The organism is Micromonospora sp. AP08 (genome assembly GCF_008085935.1).
In the GTDB taxonomy this organism is placed as follows: domain Bacteria; phylum Actinomycetota; class Actinomycetes; order Mycobacteriales; family Micromonosporaceae; genus Micromonospora; species Micromonospora chersina.
Genome location: NZ_VSEZ01000022.1, coordinates 40285 through 56909, shown reverse-complemented (window position 1 = coordinate 56909; position 16625 = coordinate 40285). Strand labels below are relative to the sequence as shown.

Annotated in this window: 20 protein-coding genes; 8 read left to right on the top strand and 12 right to left on the bottom strand. The window is 74.5% G+C overall.

From position 1 onward, the window contains the following. Nucleotides 1-255 precede the first annotated feature (255 nt). On the top strand, nucleotides 256-687 hold the full coding sequence (locus tag FXF50_RS26650; RefSeq protein WP_007457244.1) for an SsgA family sporulation/cell division regulator: 432 nt from the start codon (nucleotides 256-258) through the stop codon (nucleotides 685-687). Nucleotides 688-759: 72 nt separating this feature from the next. Here the strand turns inward: FXF50_RS26650 and FXF50_RS26645 are convergent, their stop codons facing one another. Beyond that, entirely contained in the window at nucleotides 760-1536 is a 777-nt protein-coding gene (locus tag FXF50_RS26645) for an SDR family oxidoreductase (RefSeq protein ID WP_148431687.1), read from the bottom strand. A 151-nt stretch (nucleotides 1537-1687) separates the two neighbouring features. Between FXF50_RS26645 and FXF50_RS26640 the strand changes: the two genes are divergently transcribed. Together FXF50_RS26640 and FXF50_RS26635 are read left to right on the top strand one after the other, a co-directional pair. Then, on the top strand, nucleotides 1688-2602 hold the full coding sequence (locus FXF50_RS26640; protein ID WP_148431686.1) for a helix-turn-helix transcriptional regulator: 915 nt from the start codon (nucleotides 1688-1690) through the stop codon (nucleotides 2600-2602). Nucleotides 2603-2609: 7 nt separating this feature from the next. Then, complete coding sequence (locus tag FXF50_RS26635) at nucleotides 2610-3065, top strand: Rrf2 family transcriptional regulator (RefSeq protein ID WP_091270016.1); 456 nt, start codon at nucleotides 2610-2612, stop codon at nucleotides 3063-3065. A 4-nt stretch (nucleotides 3066-3069) separates the two neighbouring features. Here FXF50_RS26635 and FXF50_RS26630 read toward each other — a convergent pair whose 3' ends face one another. The 7 genes from FXF50_RS26630 to FXF50_RS30320 form a co-directional block, all read right to left on the bottom strand. Continuing rightward, on the bottom strand, nucleotides 3070-3681 hold the full coding sequence (locus tag FXF50_RS26630; RefSeq protein ID WP_148431685.1) for a malonic semialdehyde reductase: 612 nt from the start codon (nucleotides 3679-3681) through the stop codon (nucleotides 3070-3072). Next, on the bottom strand, nucleotides 3678-4241 hold the full coding sequence (locus tag FXF50_RS26625) for a flavin reductase family protein (RefSeq protein ID WP_148431684.1): 564 nt from the start codon (nucleotides 4239-4241) through the stop codon (nucleotides 3678-3680). Before FXF50_RS26625 ends, FXF50_RS26630 begins: the two co-directional genes overlap by 4 nt. Continuing rightward, the gene (locus FXF50_RS26620) at nucleotides 4238-5572 is read right to left on the bottom strand and encodes an LLM class flavin-dependent oxidoreductase (protein ID WP_148431683.1); all 1335 of its coding nucleotides are present in this window, start codon (nucleotides 5570-5572) and stop codon (nucleotides 4238-4240) included. The genes FXF50_RS26625 and FXF50_RS26620 overlap by 4 nt, the downstream gene beginning before the upstream one ends. Nucleotides 5573-5583: 11 nt before the next feature. Then, nucleotides 5584-6447, bottom strand: a complete 864-nt coding sequence (locus tag FXF50_RS26615; protein WP_148431682.1) for an ABC transporter permease — start codon at nucleotides 6445-6447, stop codon at nucleotides 5584-5586. Continuing rightward, nucleotides 6440-7258 carry an ABC transporter ATP-binding protein gene (locus tag FXF50_RS26610; protein WP_148431681.1) on the bottom strand — a complete coding sequence of 273 codons (819 nt, stop codon included), beginning with the start codon at nucleotides 7256-7258 and terminating at the stop codon, nucleotides 6440-6442. The genes FXF50_RS26615 and FXF50_RS26610 overlap by 8 nt, the downstream gene beginning before the upstream one ends. Continuing rightward, nucleotides 7255-8286 carry an ABC transporter substrate-binding protein gene (locus FXF50_RS26605; RefSeq protein WP_148431680.1) on the bottom strand — a complete coding sequence of 344 codons (1032 nt, stop codon included), beginning with the start codon at nucleotides 8284-8286 and terminating at the stop codon, nucleotides 7255-7257. The genes FXF50_RS26610 and FXF50_RS26605 overlap by 4 nt, the downstream gene beginning before the upstream one ends. A 141-nt stretch (nucleotides 8287-8427) precedes the next feature. Further along, nucleotides 8428-8505: a putative leader peptide gene (locus FXF50_RS30320; RefSeq protein ID WP_370464162.1), complete on the bottom strand. Its 78-nt coding sequence runs from the start codon at nucleotides 8503-8505 to the stop codon at nucleotides 8428-8430. 241 nt (nucleotides 8506-8746) lie between these two features. On the opposite strand from FXF50_RS30320, the gene FXF50_RS26600 reads away from it, so the two are divergent. Together FXF50_RS26600 and FXF50_RS26595 are read left to right on the top strand one after the other, a co-directional pair. Beyond that, on the top strand, nucleotides 8747-8926 hold the full coding sequence (locus FXF50_RS26600; RefSeq protein ID WP_148431679.1) for a DUF4236 domain-containing protein: 180 nt from the start codon (nucleotides 8747-8749) through the stop codon (nucleotides 8924-8926). A gap of 109 nt (nucleotides 8927-9035) precedes the next feature. Then, nucleotides 9036-9560 carry a potassium channel family protein gene (locus tag FXF50_RS26595; protein WP_148431678.1) on the top strand — a complete coding sequence of 175 codons (525 nt, stop codon included), beginning with the start codon at nucleotides 9036-9038 and terminating at the stop codon, nucleotides 9558-9560. On the opposite strand, the gene FXF50_RS26590 is transcribed toward FXF50_RS26595, so the two are convergent. Both FXF50_RS26590 and FXF50_RS26585 read right to left on the bottom strand, forming a co-directional pair. Then, nucleotides 9520-10428 (bottom strand): hypothetical protein, encoded by a 909-nt coding sequence (locus tag FXF50_RS26590; RefSeq protein WP_148431677.1) that lies wholly within the window; start codon nucleotides 10426-10428, stop codon nucleotides 9520-9522. The genes FXF50_RS26595 and FXF50_RS26590 overlap by 41 nt on opposite strands. Before the next feature lie 24 nt (nucleotides 10429-10452). Beyond that, the gene (locus FXF50_RS26585; RefSeq protein WP_148431676.1) at nucleotides 10453-10974 is read right to left on the bottom strand and encodes a VOC family protein; all 522 of its coding nucleotides are present in this window, start codon (nucleotides 10972-10974) and stop codon (nucleotides 10453-10455) included. Between the two features lie 50 nt (nucleotides 10975-11024). Here FXF50_RS26585 and FXF50_RS26580 point away from each other — a divergent pair, with 50 nt between their 5' ends. Together FXF50_RS26580 and FXF50_RS26575 are read left to right on the top strand one after the other, a co-directional pair. Next, nucleotides 11025-11495: a MarR family winged helix-turn-helix transcriptional regulator gene (locus FXF50_RS26580; RefSeq protein WP_148431675.1), complete on the top strand. Its 471-nt coding sequence runs from the start codon at nucleotides 11025-11027 to the stop codon at nucleotides 11493-11495. 48 nt (nucleotides 11496-11543) lie between these two features. Then, complete coding sequence (locus FXF50_RS26575; protein WP_148431674.1) at nucleotides 11544-13106, top strand: tetratricopeptide repeat protein; 1563 nt, start codon at nucleotides 11544-11546, stop codon at nucleotides 13104-13106. Nucleotides 13107-13110: 4 nt separating this feature from the next. On the opposite strand, the gene FXF50_RS26570 is transcribed toward FXF50_RS26575, so the two are convergent. After that, complete coding sequence (locus FXF50_RS26570) at nucleotides 13111-14559, bottom strand: HAMP domain-containing sensor histidine kinase (RefSeq protein WP_148431673.1); 1449 nt, start codon at nucleotides 14557-14559, stop codon at nucleotides 13111-13113. Continuing rightward, on the bottom strand, nucleotides 14556-15212 hold the full coding sequence (locus tag FXF50_RS26565; RefSeq protein ID WP_148431672.1) for a response regulator transcription factor: 657 nt from the start codon (nucleotides 15210-15212) through the stop codon (nucleotides 14556-14558). The genes FXF50_RS26570 and FXF50_RS26565 overlap by 4 nt, the downstream gene beginning before the upstream one ends. 96 nt (nucleotides 15213-15308) lie before the next feature. Between FXF50_RS26565 and FXF50_RS26560 the strand changes: the two genes are divergently transcribed. After that, nucleotides 15309-16421 (top strand): sigma-E factor regulatory protein RseB domain-containing protein, encoded by a 1113-nt coding sequence (locus FXF50_RS26560; protein WP_148431671.1) that lies wholly within the window; start codon nucleotides 15309-15311, stop codon nucleotides 16419-16421. The last annotated feature ends 204 nt before the right edge of the window (nucleotides 16422-16625 follow it).

Here is a 16625-nt window from a genome sequence, read left to right as displayed (position 1 = left end):
CCGGGACCGTCACCCTCGCTGAGGACTGGACGTTACCGGAGTAAGTCGACGACTGAACCACCCGTTGCCGGGCGGGATGACGGATCGGGCGGAAGCGGAAATCCTACAAGAACTTTCACGTTCTCGAAGGCTTTCCGACCCCCTTCCCACCACTGGGTGAAGTCAGCGTATGGCGGAGCGTAGCCAGGAGCAGCACCTGAGTATGGGAAAAGCGGGACACGCGCGTTCCGCAGCGGTGCCGGGGGGAGAACGTCCATGAGTGTCATCCGACCGACGACCGTAGAGGTCGAGACGTCGCTAAGGCTCGTCGCGCCTGACGCCACCGCCTTGCCGGTGCGTGCCAGTCTGCGTTACGACCCTGCTGACCCGTATGCGGTCCATGTCCTGTTCCACGCCGAATCCGCCGGCGGCGAGGCGGTGAGCTGGTCGTTCGCCCGCGAACTGCTGGTCACCGGGCTCGACGAGCCGGCCGGCATCGGCGACGTCCGGGTCTGGCCGTGGGCCACCCCGCGCGGCGACTTCGTCGCGCTCGCGCTGTCGTCCCCGGACGGCAACGCCCTCTTCGAGGTCCCGCGCAGCGTGCTGGTGCGCTTCCTGCGCCGGACCTACGTCGTCGTCCCGCGTGGCCGCGAGGCCGAGCACCTGGACGTCGACACGGCGGTGAACCGGCTGCTCGCTGGCCGCTGATCACGGCACACCGGGGCCGCGCGGATCTGCCGAGTCCGCGCGGCCCCGGGCCGTCAAGGGCAGGGGTACGGCTCAGCCGTGCGTGGTGATCCCGCCGTCGACCGGGATGACCGCCCCGGTCAGGTACGCGCCGGCCCGCGACGACAGGTAGATCGCCGTGCCGGCCATGTCCTCGGGGCGGCCGATCCGGCCCAGCGGCACCTGCTGCTCGATGGCCGCCCGGGAGGCCGGGTCGTCCAGCGCGAAGGCCATCATCTTGCTCTCGAACGGCCCCGGCGCGATCGCGTTGACCGTGATCTGCTCGCCGGCGAGCTGGTGGGCGAGGCTGCGGGTGAGCATGTGCACGGCCGCCTTGGTCGCCGAGTAGGCGTACACCTCCATCCACGGCACCCGGATGCCGTCGATCGAGCCGATGTTGATCACGCGGGCCGGGTCGTCGGGCGTGGCTGCCGCGCGCAGCGCGGGCAGCAGCGCGGTGGTGAGCCGGAAGACAGCCTTGACGTTGACCGCCCAGAGCTTGTCGAACGCGGTCTCCGGGTACGACTCCAGCGGCGCGCCCCAGGTGGCGCCGGCGTTGTTCACGAGGACGTCGAGCCGGTCGGTGCGCTCCCGCACGGCCTGCGCCAGCCCGAGCGCGCCCTCGTCGTGGCCCAGGTCGGCGGGGATCGCCTCGCAGTGCCCGTCGGCGGAGAGTTCCTTGGCCACGGCCTCGCAGACGTCGGCCTTGCGCGAGGAGATGATGACCTTGGCGCCGGCCCGGACGAAGCCCTGGGCGATCATGAGGCCGATCCCCCGTGAGCCGCCGGTGACCAGGACCGTCTTGCCTTCGACCGAGAACAGATCCGTCATGCCCATCCCATCGCCCGTGTGCGGGGCCGCGGGCCGGTCGGCCGACCCGGGCGCTACCGATCGGTAACCTAACCGTCCCTGGTCAGTGCCGACAAGACCGGCCGAAACCGTCGAGATGCAAGGTGGACGGCGGGCGGATACCGTCGGGACGATGGTCACTACCGGTCAGCCCTCCCCGACCACCCGCACCGACCTGTCCGCGCCTGCCGTCGACCCGGACAAGATCGTCACCGGTGCGCTGGCCGACCTGGCGCCGGCGTCCGGCTGGTCGCGGCCGGTCCTGCTCGACGCCGACCTGCTCATCCTGGTCACCCACGGACACGGCAGCGCCGAACTGGACTTCCGGGCGCTGCCCTGCCGGCCGGGCACGCTGCTGCGGGCCCGACCCGGTCAGGTGCTGCGCTGCCTCGGTCCGCAGCTCGACGCGACGGTGGTGCGCTGGGGTCCGGCGACTCTGCGCGGCCTCGACGTCGACCCGGACGCGGTGCCGGCGTACCGGCAGCTCGCCGGGGAGGACGAGGACGCGGTGATCAGCGAGGTGACCCAGCTGGCCGTGGACGCCGACCGGCACGCCGGGATCCCGGCCGCCGCGGCGCTGCTGCGCCACCAGCTCGCCGTGCTGCTGCTGCGGCTGAGCCTGCTCCCCGGCGGCGAGGAGCGAGACACGCCGCGGGCTGAGACGGAGACCTTCCGGCGAATGTGCCGGGAGGTGGAGCGCGGCTACCGGCACACCCGACGGGTGGAGGACTACGCAGCCCAGCTCGGCTGCTCGGTCCGTACCCTGACCCGGGCCTGCCTGGCGGTGACCGGCCGCAGCGCCAAACAGGTGATCGACGAGCGGGTGGCGTTGCAGGCCAGCCGGCTGCTCGCGGCCACCGACGAGCCGATCGCCCGGATCGGCCGGCGGCTCGGCTTCCCCGAGCCGACCAACTTCGGTCGCTTCTTCACCCGCGAGATCGGGGTGAGCCCCGGGGCCTTCCGGGCCGCCCGGGAGCAGCCGCTGCCCGTCCGCATGGTGCGCCCTCGCCCGCCCGCCGACTCCCCCGCGCCCGCCGGCCGGGCATGATGGCACTGTGCAGATCTCCGCGCGCGGCGACTACGCGGTCCGGGCCGCACTGAGCCTGGCCACCGCGTACCCCACCCTGCTGTCCACCCAGGCCATCGCGGCGGAGCAGGACATGCCCCGCAAGTTCCTCGAGGCGGTCCTGGCCGACCTGCGCCGGGCCGGGATCGTCCGGGCCCAGCGCGGCGCCGAGGGCGGCTACACCCTGGCCCGGCCGCCGCGCGACGTCACCATCGGGCAGATCCTGCGCGCCGTCGACGGCCCGCTCGCCGGGGTACGCGGGCTGCGCCCCGAGGAGACCCAGTACGAGGGCGCGGCCGAGAACCTGCCCCGGCTCTGGGTGGCCGTCCGCGCCGCCGTCCGGCAGGTGGTCGACGAGGTGAGCCTGGCCGAGATGGCCAGCGGGAAGCTCCCCGGCCACGTCCGCAAGCTGATCGCCCGCCCCGACGCCTGGGAGCCCCGCTGACCCCTCAGAGGGTGCCGACCACCTCGGCGTAGTCGAGCCGGGGCAGCCGCTCCCGCCAGGCGTCCGGCGCCGGCCGGCCGATGTTCATGAGCAGCAGCACCCGGTGCCGGCCGTCCGGGAAGAACTCGCGCTCCACCCCGGCCGCGTCGAACCCGGCCATGGGGCCGGCGGCCAGCCCGGCGGCGCGTACGCCGATCAGCAGGTAGCCGATCTGGAGCGCCGCGTTGAACCGGGCCTGGGCCTCGCGGCCGGCCGGGTCGCCGGTGAACCAGTCCCGCGCGCCGGGCCGGTGCGGGAACAGCTCGGGCAGCCGGTCGTGCCAGTCCACGTCGGCGGCGAGCACCGCGGTCAGCGGCGCGCTCGCCGTCTTGTCCCGGTTGCCGGAGCTGAGGTACGGCAGCAGCCGGGCCCGGGCCGGCGCCGACCGCAGCAGCAGCACCCGCAGCGGCTGGGCGTTCATCGCGGTCGGGCCGTTGCGGACCAGGTCGTGGATGGCCCGGACCTGCTCCTCGTCGACCGGTTCGTCGGTGAACGCGTTGGCCGTGCGGGCCGCCCGGAACAGCAGGTCCTGGGCGGCCCGGTCGAGCGCGAGCAGTTCGCCGGCGGGTGCGCTCACCACGTCTCCGGCCAGGCGCCGAGCGTGGTGGTGTAGCCGCCGCGGTGGTGCACCAGCGGGTCACCGTCCTCGCCCGCGCCGAGCGCCAGGGGTTCGGCGAGCACGAGGGTGTGGTCGCCGGCCTCGATCCGGCGGACCACCCGGCAGAGCAGCACGGCCAGGGCGTCACCGATCAGCGGCACCCCGAACGGGCCGGCCTCCCAGCCGGGGTGGGCGGCGAACCGGTCGATCCCGCTGGTGGCGAAGATCCGTGCGACCTCCTGCTGGCCGGAGGCGAGCAGGTGCACGGCGACGTGCTCGGCCCGTTCCACGGTCGGCCAGCTCGACGACTCCCGGCCCAGGCAGAACGAGACCAGCGGCGGGTCCAGCGACACCGAGGTGAACGAGGTGGCGGTGAAGCCGGCCGGGGGCAGCGACGGCAGGCGCCGGCCGCCGTGCAGGCCGGGCGTGGTGACCACGGTGACCGTGGCCGCCTGCCGGCGCAGCAGGCCGCGGAACGTGTCGGAGTCGACCGGCCGCAGCTCGACGGTGCCGGCCCCGGGCCGGTCCACGGTGGTCACGCCGTCACCAGCTCTCGGCCGGCGTAGGTGCTCGCCGGGCGGGGCAGCCCGTAGTGCTCGCGGAGGGTGCGGCCGGTGTACTCGTGCCGGAACAGGCCGCGCCGGCGCAGCAGCGGAACGACGTGGTCCACGAAGGCCTCCAGTCCGTGGGGCAGCAGGGGTGGCATGACGTTGAAGCCGTCGGCGGCGCCCTGGGTGAACCAGAGCTCGATCTGGTCGGCGATCTGCTCGGGGGTGCCGGCGACGACCCGGTGCCCGCGGCCGCCGCCGAGCCGGCCGATGAGCTGCCGGATGGTGAGCTTCTCCCGCCGGGCCAGGTCGACGACGAGCTGGTAGCGGCTCTGGTGCGACTGCACGGCGCTGACGTCGGGCAGGTCGGGCAGCGGCCCGTCCAGCGGCAGCCCGGTGAGATCGAGACCGGTCATGCCGGAGAGCTGGGCGAGGGCGTGCTCGGGCACGATGAGCGCCTCCAGTTCGTCGGCGAGGGCACGGGCCTCGGACTCCGTACCCCCGATGACCGGCGCGATGCCGGGCAGCACCTTGACCCCGTCGGGGTCCCGCCCGGCGGCGGCGGTCGCGCGCCGCAGCTCGGCGTAGAACGCCTGGCCGTCGGCGAGGGTCTGCTGGGCGGTGAAGACGGCCTCGGCGTAGCGGGCGGCGAACGCGATGCCGTCGGCGGAGGAGCCGGCCTGCACGAGCAGCGGCCGACCCTGCGGTGGGCGCGGGGTGTTCAGCGGCCCGTGCACCCGGAACCGCTCGCCCTGGTGTGCGATCTCGTGCACCCGGTCGGTGTCGGCGAAGACGCCGGCCGCGGTGTCGAGGACCAGCGCGTCGTCCTCCCAGCTGTCCCAGAGCTTGATCGCCACGTCGACGAACTCGGCGGCCCGCCGGTACCGCTCGGCGTGCTCCGGGTGGTCGTCGAGGTTGAAGTTGCGGGCCTCCCGGGCCTGCGCGGAGGTGACGATGTTCCAGCCGGCCCGGCCGCCGCTCAGGTGGTCCAGCGAGGCGAACTTGCGGGCCAGGTTGAACGGCTCGTTGTAGGTGGTGGAGGCGGTCGCGATGAGGCCGATGTGCTCGGTGGCCGTGGCCAGCGCGGCGAGCAGGGTGAGCGGCTCGAAGACCGCCTGGATGTTGTGCCGGACGGCCGGGCCGACGGCGAGCCCGTCGGCCAGGAACACCGAGTCGAGCGTGCCCCGCTCGGCGATCCGGGCCAGCTCCTGGAAGTGCGTCACGTCGGCGACCCGGCGCGGGTCGGTACGCGGGTGCCGCCAGGCCGCCTCATGGTGGCCGACACCCATCAGGAACGCGTTGAGGTGCAGGGTTCGGGACATGGGGTTTCCTCTCAGGCGGTGACGTCGACGCGCCAGGTGGAGAAGCGGCGTTCCCCGGCGACGAGGAGCTGGTTGACGACCAGGCCGATGGCGGAGATCGTGATGATGCCGGCGTACATGTCGGGGATCGCGAAGTTGTACTGGGCGTAGTTGATGAGGTAGCCGAGCCCCGCCTTGGCGCCCACCATCTCGGCGGCGACCAGCACGAGGATCGAGTACGCCCCGGCGAGCCGGACGCCGGTGAAGATGGTCGGCACGGCCGCCGGCAGGATCACCTTCTGGAACAGCCGCAGGTGGTTGAGTCCCATCGAGCGGGCCGAGCGGACCAGCAGCGGGTCCACCCCCTTCACCCCGGCGATGGTGTTCAGCAGGATCGGCCAGGAGCAGGCGTAGACCACCAGGGCGATCTTGGAGGTCTCGCCCAGGCCGAGGATGAGCACGAAGACCGGCAGCAGCGCCAGCGCGGCGGTGTTGCGGAACACCTCCAGCAGCGGGCTGAGCAGGTCGGCGAGGGGCCGGTACCAGCCGATCAGCAGGCCGAGCGGGATGGCGGCGGCCACGGCCAGGGCCAGTCCGGTGAGCGAGCGGGTCAGGCTCGCGCCGAGGTGGTCGGCGAGCTGCCCGTTGCGCAGCAGCGTCCACCAGGCGGTGAGCACCTCGGACAGCGGCGGCAGGAAGACCCGGTCGACCAGACCGGCGCGGGGTGCGGTCTCCCAGATCGCGGCCAGGGCCAGCAGGGCGACGCTGCGGTGCAGGGCCCGGCCGCCGAGCCCGAGCAGCCGTCCCGGCAGGGCGGGCGCGGCGGCGGGAGCCGCCGACGGTGGCACGGCGGGCCGGGCCGCCGGGCGGGCGGGGCGTTCGGCGATGTCAACCAACGCGGGCCTCCTCTCGTACGGCGGACTGGGCGGCCCGCACCTCGTCGCGCAGCAGCGTCCAGATCTGGTGCCGGTGGTGCCGGAAGGCGTCGGAGGACCGGACGTCCTCCTCGGCCTCCCGGTCGCCCAGCTCGATCTCGATGACCTCCTTGATCCGCCCCGGGCGGGAGGTCATCACGGCGACCCGCTGGCCCAGGTGGACGGCCTCGTCGATGCCGTGGGTGATGAACACGATGGTCTTGCCGGTGGCCTGCCAGATCCGGACCAGCTCGTCCTGGAGGGAGTCGCGGGTCTGCGCGTCGAGCGCCGCGAACGGCTCGTCCATGAGCAGCACGTCGGGGTCGTACGCGAGGCTGCGGGCGATGGCCACCCGCTGCTTCATGCCGCCGGACAGCTCGTGCGGGTAGCGGTCGGCGAACCCGGCGAGCCCGACCAGGTCGAGGTGGTGGGCGATGAGTTCGGCGCGCTCCGCGCGCGGCACGCCCTTGGCCTCCAGTCCGAACGCGACGTTGCCGGCGGCGGTGCGCCAGGGCAGCAGCGCGTACTGCTGGAAGACGATGCCCCGGTCGAGGCCGGGCCCGGTGACCGGGCGGCCGTCCACCAGCACCTGCCCGCCGGTCGGGGTGGAGAGCCCGCCGAGCAGGTCGAGCAGGGTGGACTTGCCGCAGCCGCTGGGGCCGACGACGACCAGGAACTCGCCGGGGCGTACCCCGAGGGTCAGCTCGTCGAGCGCGGTGACCGCGCCGCCGCTGCCCCGCCGGCCCGGGAAGACCTTCGTCACCCGGTCAAAGAGGATCTTGTCGGTGCTCACGCGCCACCGCCGGTGGCGACCTCGTTGAACCTGTTGGTGTAGAGGTCGGCGGGCTTCGGCCGCTCGCCCTTGAGCTCGCCGGAGCCGGCCAGCCAGTCGATCCAGGTGGTGAACTCCCGGTCGCTGATGAGACCGCCCTTGCCGGCCACCCCGCTGGACTTCCAGTACCTCACGAGCGACGGGTCCTCGTTGCGGCCGCGCTTGGCGATGATGGACTCCAGCCGGGCCACGACGGTCTCCCGGGGCTGGGTTCGCGCCCACTCGATGGCCCGGCCCACCCCGGTGACGAACGCCCGGACGGTCTCCGGGTTGCGCTTGATGAAGTCGTCCCGGAAGACGTAGCTGCCCCCGCTGAACGCGCCGAGCAGCTCGTAGTCGGTGAAGACGGTGCGGACGCCGCCGGCGGCGACGGCCTTGTCCCGGATCACGCCGCCGAGCACCGCGACGTCGATCTGCCGCTGCCGCAGCGACTGTTCGAGGTTGACCGGGGGCAGCGCGACCAGCTCGACCTTGGCGATCTCGGCCGGGGTGAGGCCGCCCTTGACCAGCCACGTCTTGAGCACCGCCTCGGCGTGCGCGCCGAGGGTGTTCATGCCGACCTTCTTCCCGATGAGGTCGCGGGGTCCGCGGATCGGGCTGTCCTCGAGGACGTAGTAGCCCTGGAAGGTCTGCGCGTCGGAGCCGTAGTAGGCGACCACGGCGGTGATCGGGGCGTTCGCGGCCCGGAGCTTGACGATGGCGCCGTTGAAGGCGCCGCCGAAGTCGGTCTGGCCGGTGGCGGTGGCCTGGAGGTCGGCGGGGCCGCCGGTGACGTTGCCGATCCAGTTGAGCTTCACGTCGCCGAGGTAGCCGAGGTCGGCGGCGAGTTCGGGGAGGGTCACCTGGCCGACCGAGCCCTGGTAGCGCAGTTCCTTGGTCTGCCGGCCGCCGGCGGCGGCGTCGGTGCCGCAGCCCGTGGCGGCGGTGAGGGCGAGCAGGGTGATAGCGGCGGCGAGGGTACGCCGCAGCGACTGACGGGTCGAGGGCATGGAGAGGTCTCCTGATCTGTCCACGATGCGGTGGCGAGGGCCCGCGAGGGGCGCGTGAGCACGCCGCTGCCGGCCGGGCCACGATGCGCCGGCGACGGGAGCGGACGAGCGGAGGAGATGCGACGACCGAGAGCGGTCAGCTCAACAGAGCGCGCTCGCGTGCCGGACCAGGTCGACGTGCACGCGAGCGGTGAGGAGAAGGTCGTCCCGCTGCGACATGACCTCATGCTGCCGACCGATCTCCGCGCCGGTCAATGCCCTTCCATAGAGTGAGACTTGCATCGCTGGCTTTGTTACGACCCGTCACCACCAGGATTTACCGCCCCTTAACACCTACCCGTTGGATAGAGATTGTGACGGGCGGGACGGGCACCGTCCAGACCGGATCCGACCGGGTTTCGTGAACCGTCGTTTCGGGCATGTTCGATCCCGCAGACGCAGGGAGACGAAGGAGGACCCCATGGGCATCCAGTTCCGCAAGCGCCAGAAGTACGGTCCGGTGATCCTCCACTTCACCGAGAACGGCTTCTCGTCCTGGAGCATCAAGATCGGTCGGTGGTCGTGGAACTCCAACACCCGCGCCCACCGCGTGGACCTGCCGGGGCCGCTCTCCTGGAAGCAGGACAAGTCCCGGGCGTGACGTCCCGACGTCGAGCGGGGTGCCGGTGGTTCACCGGCACCCCGCTCGGCGTCCGGGCCGGCTTCGCCGTTCCGCCGACGGGAGCCCCGTCCGGACGGAGAATCGCGGAGTGGCGGACCAGTCCTTCCGGCGGCAGCGGCGGCGGGCCGCGGCGGCCGTCGCGCTGCTGCTGCTCGCCTACTTCGTCGTCCCCGTCGAGCCCGACCCGAACGGCCTGCGGCTGGCCCTGCGCTCCGCCGGCACCCTGGTCCTGGTGATTGTGGTCGCCTTCCTGGTCACCGGCCAGGTACGCCGCCAGCTCGCCGCCACCCAGCCCACCGGGGACGCGGAGACCCGGGCGCTGATCCGGCTCGCCGTCGCGCTCATCGCCGGGCTGCTGGTCTTCGCCCTCGCCGACCACGTGGTGGCGAACACCCGCCCCGGCGAGTTCGTCGGCCTGCGGACCCGGATCGACGCGCTCTACTTCGCGTTGGCCACGCTCACCACCGTCGGCTACGGCGACGTCACCGCCGAGGGGCAGATCGCCCGGCTGGTGGTCAGCGCGCAGATGGTCTTCAGCATCGGGGTGATCGCCACCGGGGCGTCCATCGTGGTCAAGCAGATGACCCAGCGGCCCCGCCCGGACCGGCGCTGATCACCACGTCGCCGCCGAGGCGGCCGTGCCCCGGGTCGCGGGTCACCGCGCCGGCGGCGAGCAGCGAGGTGAGCGCCCGGTTCGCGTCCGCGGCCCGGTAGACGGTCGACGTGGCGGCGAAGCGGCGCAGCTCGGTCACCGTACGCGGGCCGGAGCGGGCGAGCTCGGCCAGCAGTTCGCGGCGCAGCGGGCCGGGTTCGGGATCGAGGCTGATGTCGAGCAGCCGCCCCGCCGGGTCGGCCGGGTCCCGGTAGCGCACCCCGGCGTACTCGTCGACCGCCCAGAGGGCGTCCTTGACCGTCTCCAGGCCCCGGTCGGAGCCGGTGGCGTAGCCGAGCAGCCGGGCCGGCCCGCCGTCGGCCGGCACCAGCTCGACCTCGGTGACCAGCGGGAAGCCGGCCGCGGTCAGCGCCGGGCGCAGCGACCGGCCGGGCGCGGTGACCAGCAGCACCTCGGCCGGACGGCCGGACGCGGCGGCGGCCAGCAGGACGGGGTCGGGTTCCCCGCCGTCGACCATGGTGAACAGCGGCGCGCCCGCCGCGCCGGCCGCCTTGAGCGCCACCGGCAGCCGGTCCGGCCGGCCCGGCACCACGTGCACGGCGACGTCCGCCGGCAGGGCGGCCTCCGCCGCGCCCAACCGGGCCGGCAGCTCCGCGCCGCCGTCGGCGAGCACCAGCACGGTCAGCCGCCGGCCGCGCAGCCGGTCGGCGAACTCGGCCACCACCCGCAGCGCCGCCTCGGCGCCGGCGACGTCGCTCCCGGCGTACGCGAGGGCCAGCGTGGCCCGCCGCGAGCGGTGCAGCGCGGCGGGCAGCCAGTGGTCGAGCTGGCGGACGAGCAGCTCGCGCAGGACGGCGTCGGTCGACATCCTGCCGTTCTACCCCATCCCCCGTCAGGCGGGAACGGAGATGCCCACGCCGCCGCGGGTCTGGCCGCCGTAGCGCTGCCGCTCACGGTCGAGGTCGAGCCGGCCGATCCGCTTGCGCGCGGCGAGGGCCCCCTCGTCGAGGAGGTCGGCGGGGATGATCCAGACGATCTCGAACTCCAGCCCGTCGGGGTCGCGGCCGTAGAGGCTCTTGGTGGTCCCGTGGTCCGAGGCGCCCACCAGGGCGTCGGCGGCGGCCAGCCGCTCGGCGGTGGCGGCCAGCTCGTCCAGGGTGTCCAGCTCCCAGGCGAGGTGGTAGAGGCCGACGGTGGACCGCCCGGCCGGGGAGGCCCCGGCGGCCGCGCCGATCTCGAACAGCCCGAGGTCGTGGTCGTTGGTGGAGTCGGGCGCCTGGAGGAAGGCGGCACCGCGGAAGCCGTCCGGCGTCATCGGCACCGGGCGGAAGCCGAGCACGTCGCGGTAGAAGGCGACGCTGCGGTCGAGGTCACGGACGTAGAGGACGGCGTGGTTGAGCCGGTGGATTCCCATGCCACCGACGGTAGCGCGTTTTGGTTGAGCGTTCAACAACAGGCGCTATGATGGCCGTCATGACCCGGTGGCTGGACCCTGACGAGCAGCGGACCTGGCGGGCGTTCCTCACCGCCTCCCGGGCCCTGATGGACACCCTCGACCGCGAGCTGCAACGCGACGCCGGGATGCCGCACGCGTACTACGAGATCCTGGTCCGGCTCTCCGAGGCCCCAGACCGGCGGCTGCGGATGAGCGACCTGGCCGACGCCACCGGTTCCTCCCGCAGCCGGCTCTCGCACGCCGCCGCCCGGCTGGAGGCAGCCGGCTGGATCCGCCGGGAGGACTGCCCCACCGACCGCCGCGGCCAGCTCGCCGTCCTCACCGACGCCGGCTTCGCCACCCTGGCCGCCGCCGCGCCCGGCCACGTCGACGGGGTACGCCGGCACCTGTTCGACGCGCTCAGCCCGGCCCAGGTCGACCAGCTGCGGCGGATCAGCGAGACACTCGCCGAGCACCTGACCGGATCGCGACCAAACTGATCCACAGCGGGGCTTGTACTTACCGTCGCCGGATGAGCACGATGGGGCGTGTCCTCCGGCTTCGCTGACCTGACTGTCCAGGCGCACCACCTGGTGTCCGAAGGCGACCTCGCCGGCGCCCAGCGACTGCTCGCCGACGCGCTGAGCGACGCCGACCCCCGTCCCGCCAACGCCTCCGCCGAGCTGGCCGAGGCCGCGGGTCTCCAGGCCCGCGTGCTCGTCGCGCTCGGCGAACCGCACTCCGCCCGCGGCTGGGCCGCGTTCGCGTACGCGGCGACCTCCCGGCTGTTCGGGCGCTCCGACGAGCGGACCGTCACCGCCGCCGCCACCCTGGCCGCCGTGCTGCACCGGGTCGGCAGCGACGCCCGCGCCGCCCGGCTCTACTCCGACGTCATCATCGAACTGACCGCCCGGGACGGGCCGGAGTCCCAGCGGGTGCTGGCCGCGCACGCCGACCTGGCCACCGTGGAATACGCCCGCGGCCAGTGCGACGTGGCCCGCGACCGGTTGCAGGACGCCTGGGAGCTGCACCGCGAGGTCTACGGCGACGGCCACCCCAGTGGCATCAAGATGCTGGCCAAGCTCGGCGCCATGGAACGCGACTGCGGCCGCTACGCCGAGTCCCACGAGCACCTGGCCCTCGCCGAAGAGCTGTGCCGGCAGCACCTGGCCGCCGACGACCCGCTCGCCACCCAGATCGCCGGGCTGGCCCGCGCCGCCGCCGACCCGGACCACGTCTGCGACACGCCGGAACCGCCCGCCCGGGAGACCCCGGTGGTTCCCGCCGCCCGCGTCCCCCCGCCCGCCGAGGGCCCGCCCGACCTGCCGCCCTACCAGCCACCGACGCTCGACGACCCGGTCGAGACGCCGCTCTACCGCCCGCCGGACCGGGCCGAGGCCGCGCACGTGCCGACGCCCCGCACCCCGCCCGAGGCCGACGACGAGGCGTTCGCGGACTACCCGTGGCCGCCGGAGGAGCCGGCCGAGGAGCCCTGGCGGCCCGGCGAGAGCGCCCTCCCGCCGACCGTGGTCGGCCTGACCGAGGCCGAGCCCGACGGCGTACACCGGGTGCCCCCGGCCACCGAACCCGGGGCGCCGTCGCCGTACCTGCCCGTGCACGTGCCCCGGCCGCCCGCCGCCGAGGGCCGGACCACGCCCTGGCTGCCGCTCGTGGTGGCCGGGGTGGTGGTGGCGCTGCTGCTCGGCACCATCGCGGTGATCGCCGGCGTGTCCCGGGTGGACGACCGGCGGGACGCCCCCGCGCCCGCGCCCACCGGCCGCGCCTCCTCGGCCGGCCCCACCACGGGCACACCGAGCGCCGCCCCGGCCGCCTCCCCCGGCACCCCGCCCGGTCGGCTCACCCTGACCGACCGGCGGGACAGCATCGTGCTGAGCTGGACGTACCCGGCCGGCGCGGAGGGCCCCGTGGTGGTCGCCGGGGGCCGCTCCGGGCAGCCGCAGCGCACCTTCCTGACCCTGCCCGCCGGTTCGGTCGACTACATCGCCTACGGCCTCGACCGCACCACCGACTACTGCTTCACGGTCGCGGTCGTCTGGTCCACCGACACGGTCGCCCGGACCACCCCGGTCTGCACGAAGCGGCGCCGCTGACCGGTCACTCCGGGTCGGGGTCGGCCAGCGCGGGCAGCCGTACCGTCACCCGCAACCCCGGCGCGGCCGCCTCCGGCGCCGCGTCGGCCAACTCGACGGCGCCACCGGCCCGGCGGACCAGCTCGCGCACGATGGCCAGGCCCAGGCCCGCGCCGCCCGCGTCGCGCCCCCGCGCGTCGTCCAGCCGGGTGAAGCGGGCGAAGACGCGCTCCCGGTCCGCCGCCGGGATGCCCGGTCCGTCGTCGGTCACCGTGACCAGGTGGTACGCGGACCCGCCGCGCTGCCGCGGCACGGGCGGCCCGGGGTGCGGGCCGGTGACCGCGAGCCGCACCTCGGCGTGCGCGTGCCGCAGCGCGTTCTCCACGAGGTTGACCAGCACCCGGCGCAGCTCCCCCGGGTCCCCCTCGGTCCAGAGCGGGCCGGGTGGCGGCGCCAGGCGCAGCGGCGGGGACGGGTAGCGCCCGGCCACCCCGCGCAGCAGCTCACCCAGCTCCACCGGGCCGACGGCGTGCGGCGCGGGACGCTCCGGCCGGGCCGCCTGCTCGTCGAGGCGGGCCAGCAGCAGCAGGTCGTCGACCAGCCGGCTGAGCCGCTCGGTGTCGGCGAGCAGGTTCTCCGCCACCGCCGGCCAGTCCGGGTCGCCCAGCCGCCGGGCCACCTCCAGCTCGGTGCGCATGTTGGTGACGGGGCTGCGCAGCTCGTGCGCGGCGTCGGCGACGAACGCCCGCTGCCGGTCCCGGGACGCGGCCAGCCGGTCCAGCATGTCGTTGAGGGTGACCGCCAGCCGGTGGATCTCGTCCCGCCCGGCCGGCACGGGCAGCCGCTCCGCACCGGCCCGGCCGGTGATCTCGGCGGCTCCGCTGCGCAGCGCCTCCACCGGGCGCAGGGTCGCCCCCACCGCCCGCCAGGCCACCACGGCCAGCCCGGCCACCAGGAGTGGGAAGCCGACCAGCAGCAGGTTCCGGACCACGTGCAGGCTGTGCCGGACGTCGGTCATCGACTTGGCCACGAGCACGGTGCGCGGCTCGTCGGCCGTGCCCGCCGGCACGGTCACCACCCGGACCGGCCCGGTGAGGCCGACCCGCCGCCCGTCCACCACCAGCCGCTGGCGCTCCCCCGCGCGCAGCTGGTCCCGACCGAGCATCGGCACCAGCCGGTCGGCGTCGATGGAGGCGGCCCGGATCCGGCCCTCGCCGTCGACGACCTGGACGCGGAGCTGCCCGCCGGCCACGGGCAGCGGATCGGGCAGGGCGTCCTCCGCGGCGAGCAGCGCGACGGCGTCCGCCGTCCGGAGCGCCTCGGCGTCGACCGAGCGCTGCAACGTCCAGCCGAGCGCGCCGAGCAGCAGCGCCCCGCCGAGCGCGAACCCGACGACCAGGCCGGCCACCCCGAGCACGAGCAGCCGGGACCGCAGCCCGAGGTCCGGCAGGAGCGCTCTGATCCGGCGCCTCATGTGGTCAGCCGGTAGCCGGCGCCGCGGACCGTCTCCAGCCGGTCCCGGCCGATCTTGCGGCGCAGGTAGCCGACGTAGACCTCGACCGCGTTCGGGGCGGTCTCCACCGACGCGTCCCAGACGTGGTCCAGCAGCTCGGTCTTGGAGACCACCTCGCCGGGACGGCGCATCAGGTAGTCGAGCAGGGCGTACTCGCGGGTCGTCAGGGCCACCTCGGCGTCGGCCCGGGTCACCCGCCGCCGGGCCGGATCCAGGCGCAGGTCGCCGACCGCGAGCACGGCCGGACGCTCCGGCGCGCCCCGGCGCAGCAGCGCCCGCAGCCGGGCCAGCAGCACCACGTACGAGAAGGGCTTGGTGAGGTAGTCGTCGGCGCCGCAGTCCAGCCCGTCGGCCTGGTCGTACTCGCCGTCCTTCGCCGAGAGCATGAGCACCGGCAGCCAGCGCTCCTCGGCGCGCAGCCGGCGGACCACCTCGTAGCCGGAGAGGCCGGGCAGCATCACGTCGAGGATCATGGCGTCGTAGTCGCCGTGCCGGGCGGCCTCCAGCCCACCCGGACCGGTGGACTCGACGTCCACCACGAAGCCCTCCGCCGACAGGCCCCGCCGCAGCGACGCGGCCAGCCGCGTCTCGTCCTCCACCACCAGCAACCGCACAGGTCAAGGGTGCCATCCGGTGACACCCCCTAGGGATTCTCCTCAGCGCTCTCACAGCGTCCCCCGTGCACCATCTACCGTCAGGAGGTGCACACCATGTCCGTACTGAAGAACCGCGCCGTGCTGCGCTGGCTGGTCCCGGTGACCGCGGGGGTCGCCGTGATCGGGGGCGGCGCCGCCGTCGGCACGTTCGCCGCCGGGGCCGACCCGGCGCTGCCGCCGCGTACCGCCGCCCAGCTCCTGGAGGATCTGCGCACGTCCCGCCTCGACGGGCTCTCCGGCACCCTGGTGCAGCGGGCCGACCTCGGGCTGCCGCCGATCGCCGAGCTGGCCGGGAAGGCCGGCGGGAACGAGCTGGCCAGCCTGGTCAGCGGCACACACACCATCCGGGTCTGGTACGCCGGCCCCGACCGCCAGCGGCTCGCCCTGGTCGACACGCTCGGCGAGCGGGACGTGCTGCGCAACGGGCGCGACGTCTGGACCTGGAGCAGCCGGGACAACGCCGCGTCGCACCGGACGCTGCCGGCGGAGGGGAAGGACCTCGACACCGCGCCGGCCACCCCGGCCGACGCCGCCGACCGGGCGCTGGCCGCCATCGACCCGAGCACGGCGGTCACCGTCGGGCGCTCCGCCACCGTCGCGGGCCGCAGCGTCTACGAGCTGGTGCTGACGCCGCGCGACCGGGACTCGCTGGTGCACCAGGTGCGGATCGCGCTGGACGCGAAGGAGCACGTGCCGCTGCGCTTCGAGGTGCTGGCCGACGGGTCGGACGAGCCGGCGTTCGAGGTGGCGTTCACCCAGGTGGACTTCCGCACCCCGGACGCCGACCAGTTCCGGTTCAACCCGCCGCCGGGTGTGAAGGTCACCGAGGAGTCGGCGGGCGACGGGCACGGGCCGGCCGGGAAGCGCCCCGCGGGGCGGAGCGAGGACCGGCCGGACGTGCGTACCGTCGGGACCGGCTGGACCACGGTGCTGGTCGCGAGGATCGACGCGGCCGGCGGCGCGACGGGCGCGAAGCCGGGCGAGGCGGCCGGGCCGGACGCGGAGGCGCTGTCGAAGGTGCTCGGCGGGCTCCAGCGGGTGAGCGGTGACTGGGGCAGCGGCCGGCTGCTCAGCGGCAAGCTGTTCAGCGTGCTGCTCACCGACGACGGCCGGGTGCTGGCCGGGCTGGTCACCCCGGAGCGGCTGTACCAGGCGGCGAAGGGCTGAGATCCGCGAAACAGACCCGTGGGGTCCGGTCGGTGTGACGCCGACCGGGCCCCGCTGTCGTGTGCGAGCCTGCGGTGTGACGTCGTCGCGGGCGGCCGGCGAGGCTTGGTCCGGCGGGCGGCCACGCGGTATCTTTCTCAGTTCAAACACAAAAAGGAATGGCCCCGAAAGCCATTCCTTGCGCAATTCTAAGCGATGAGGAGC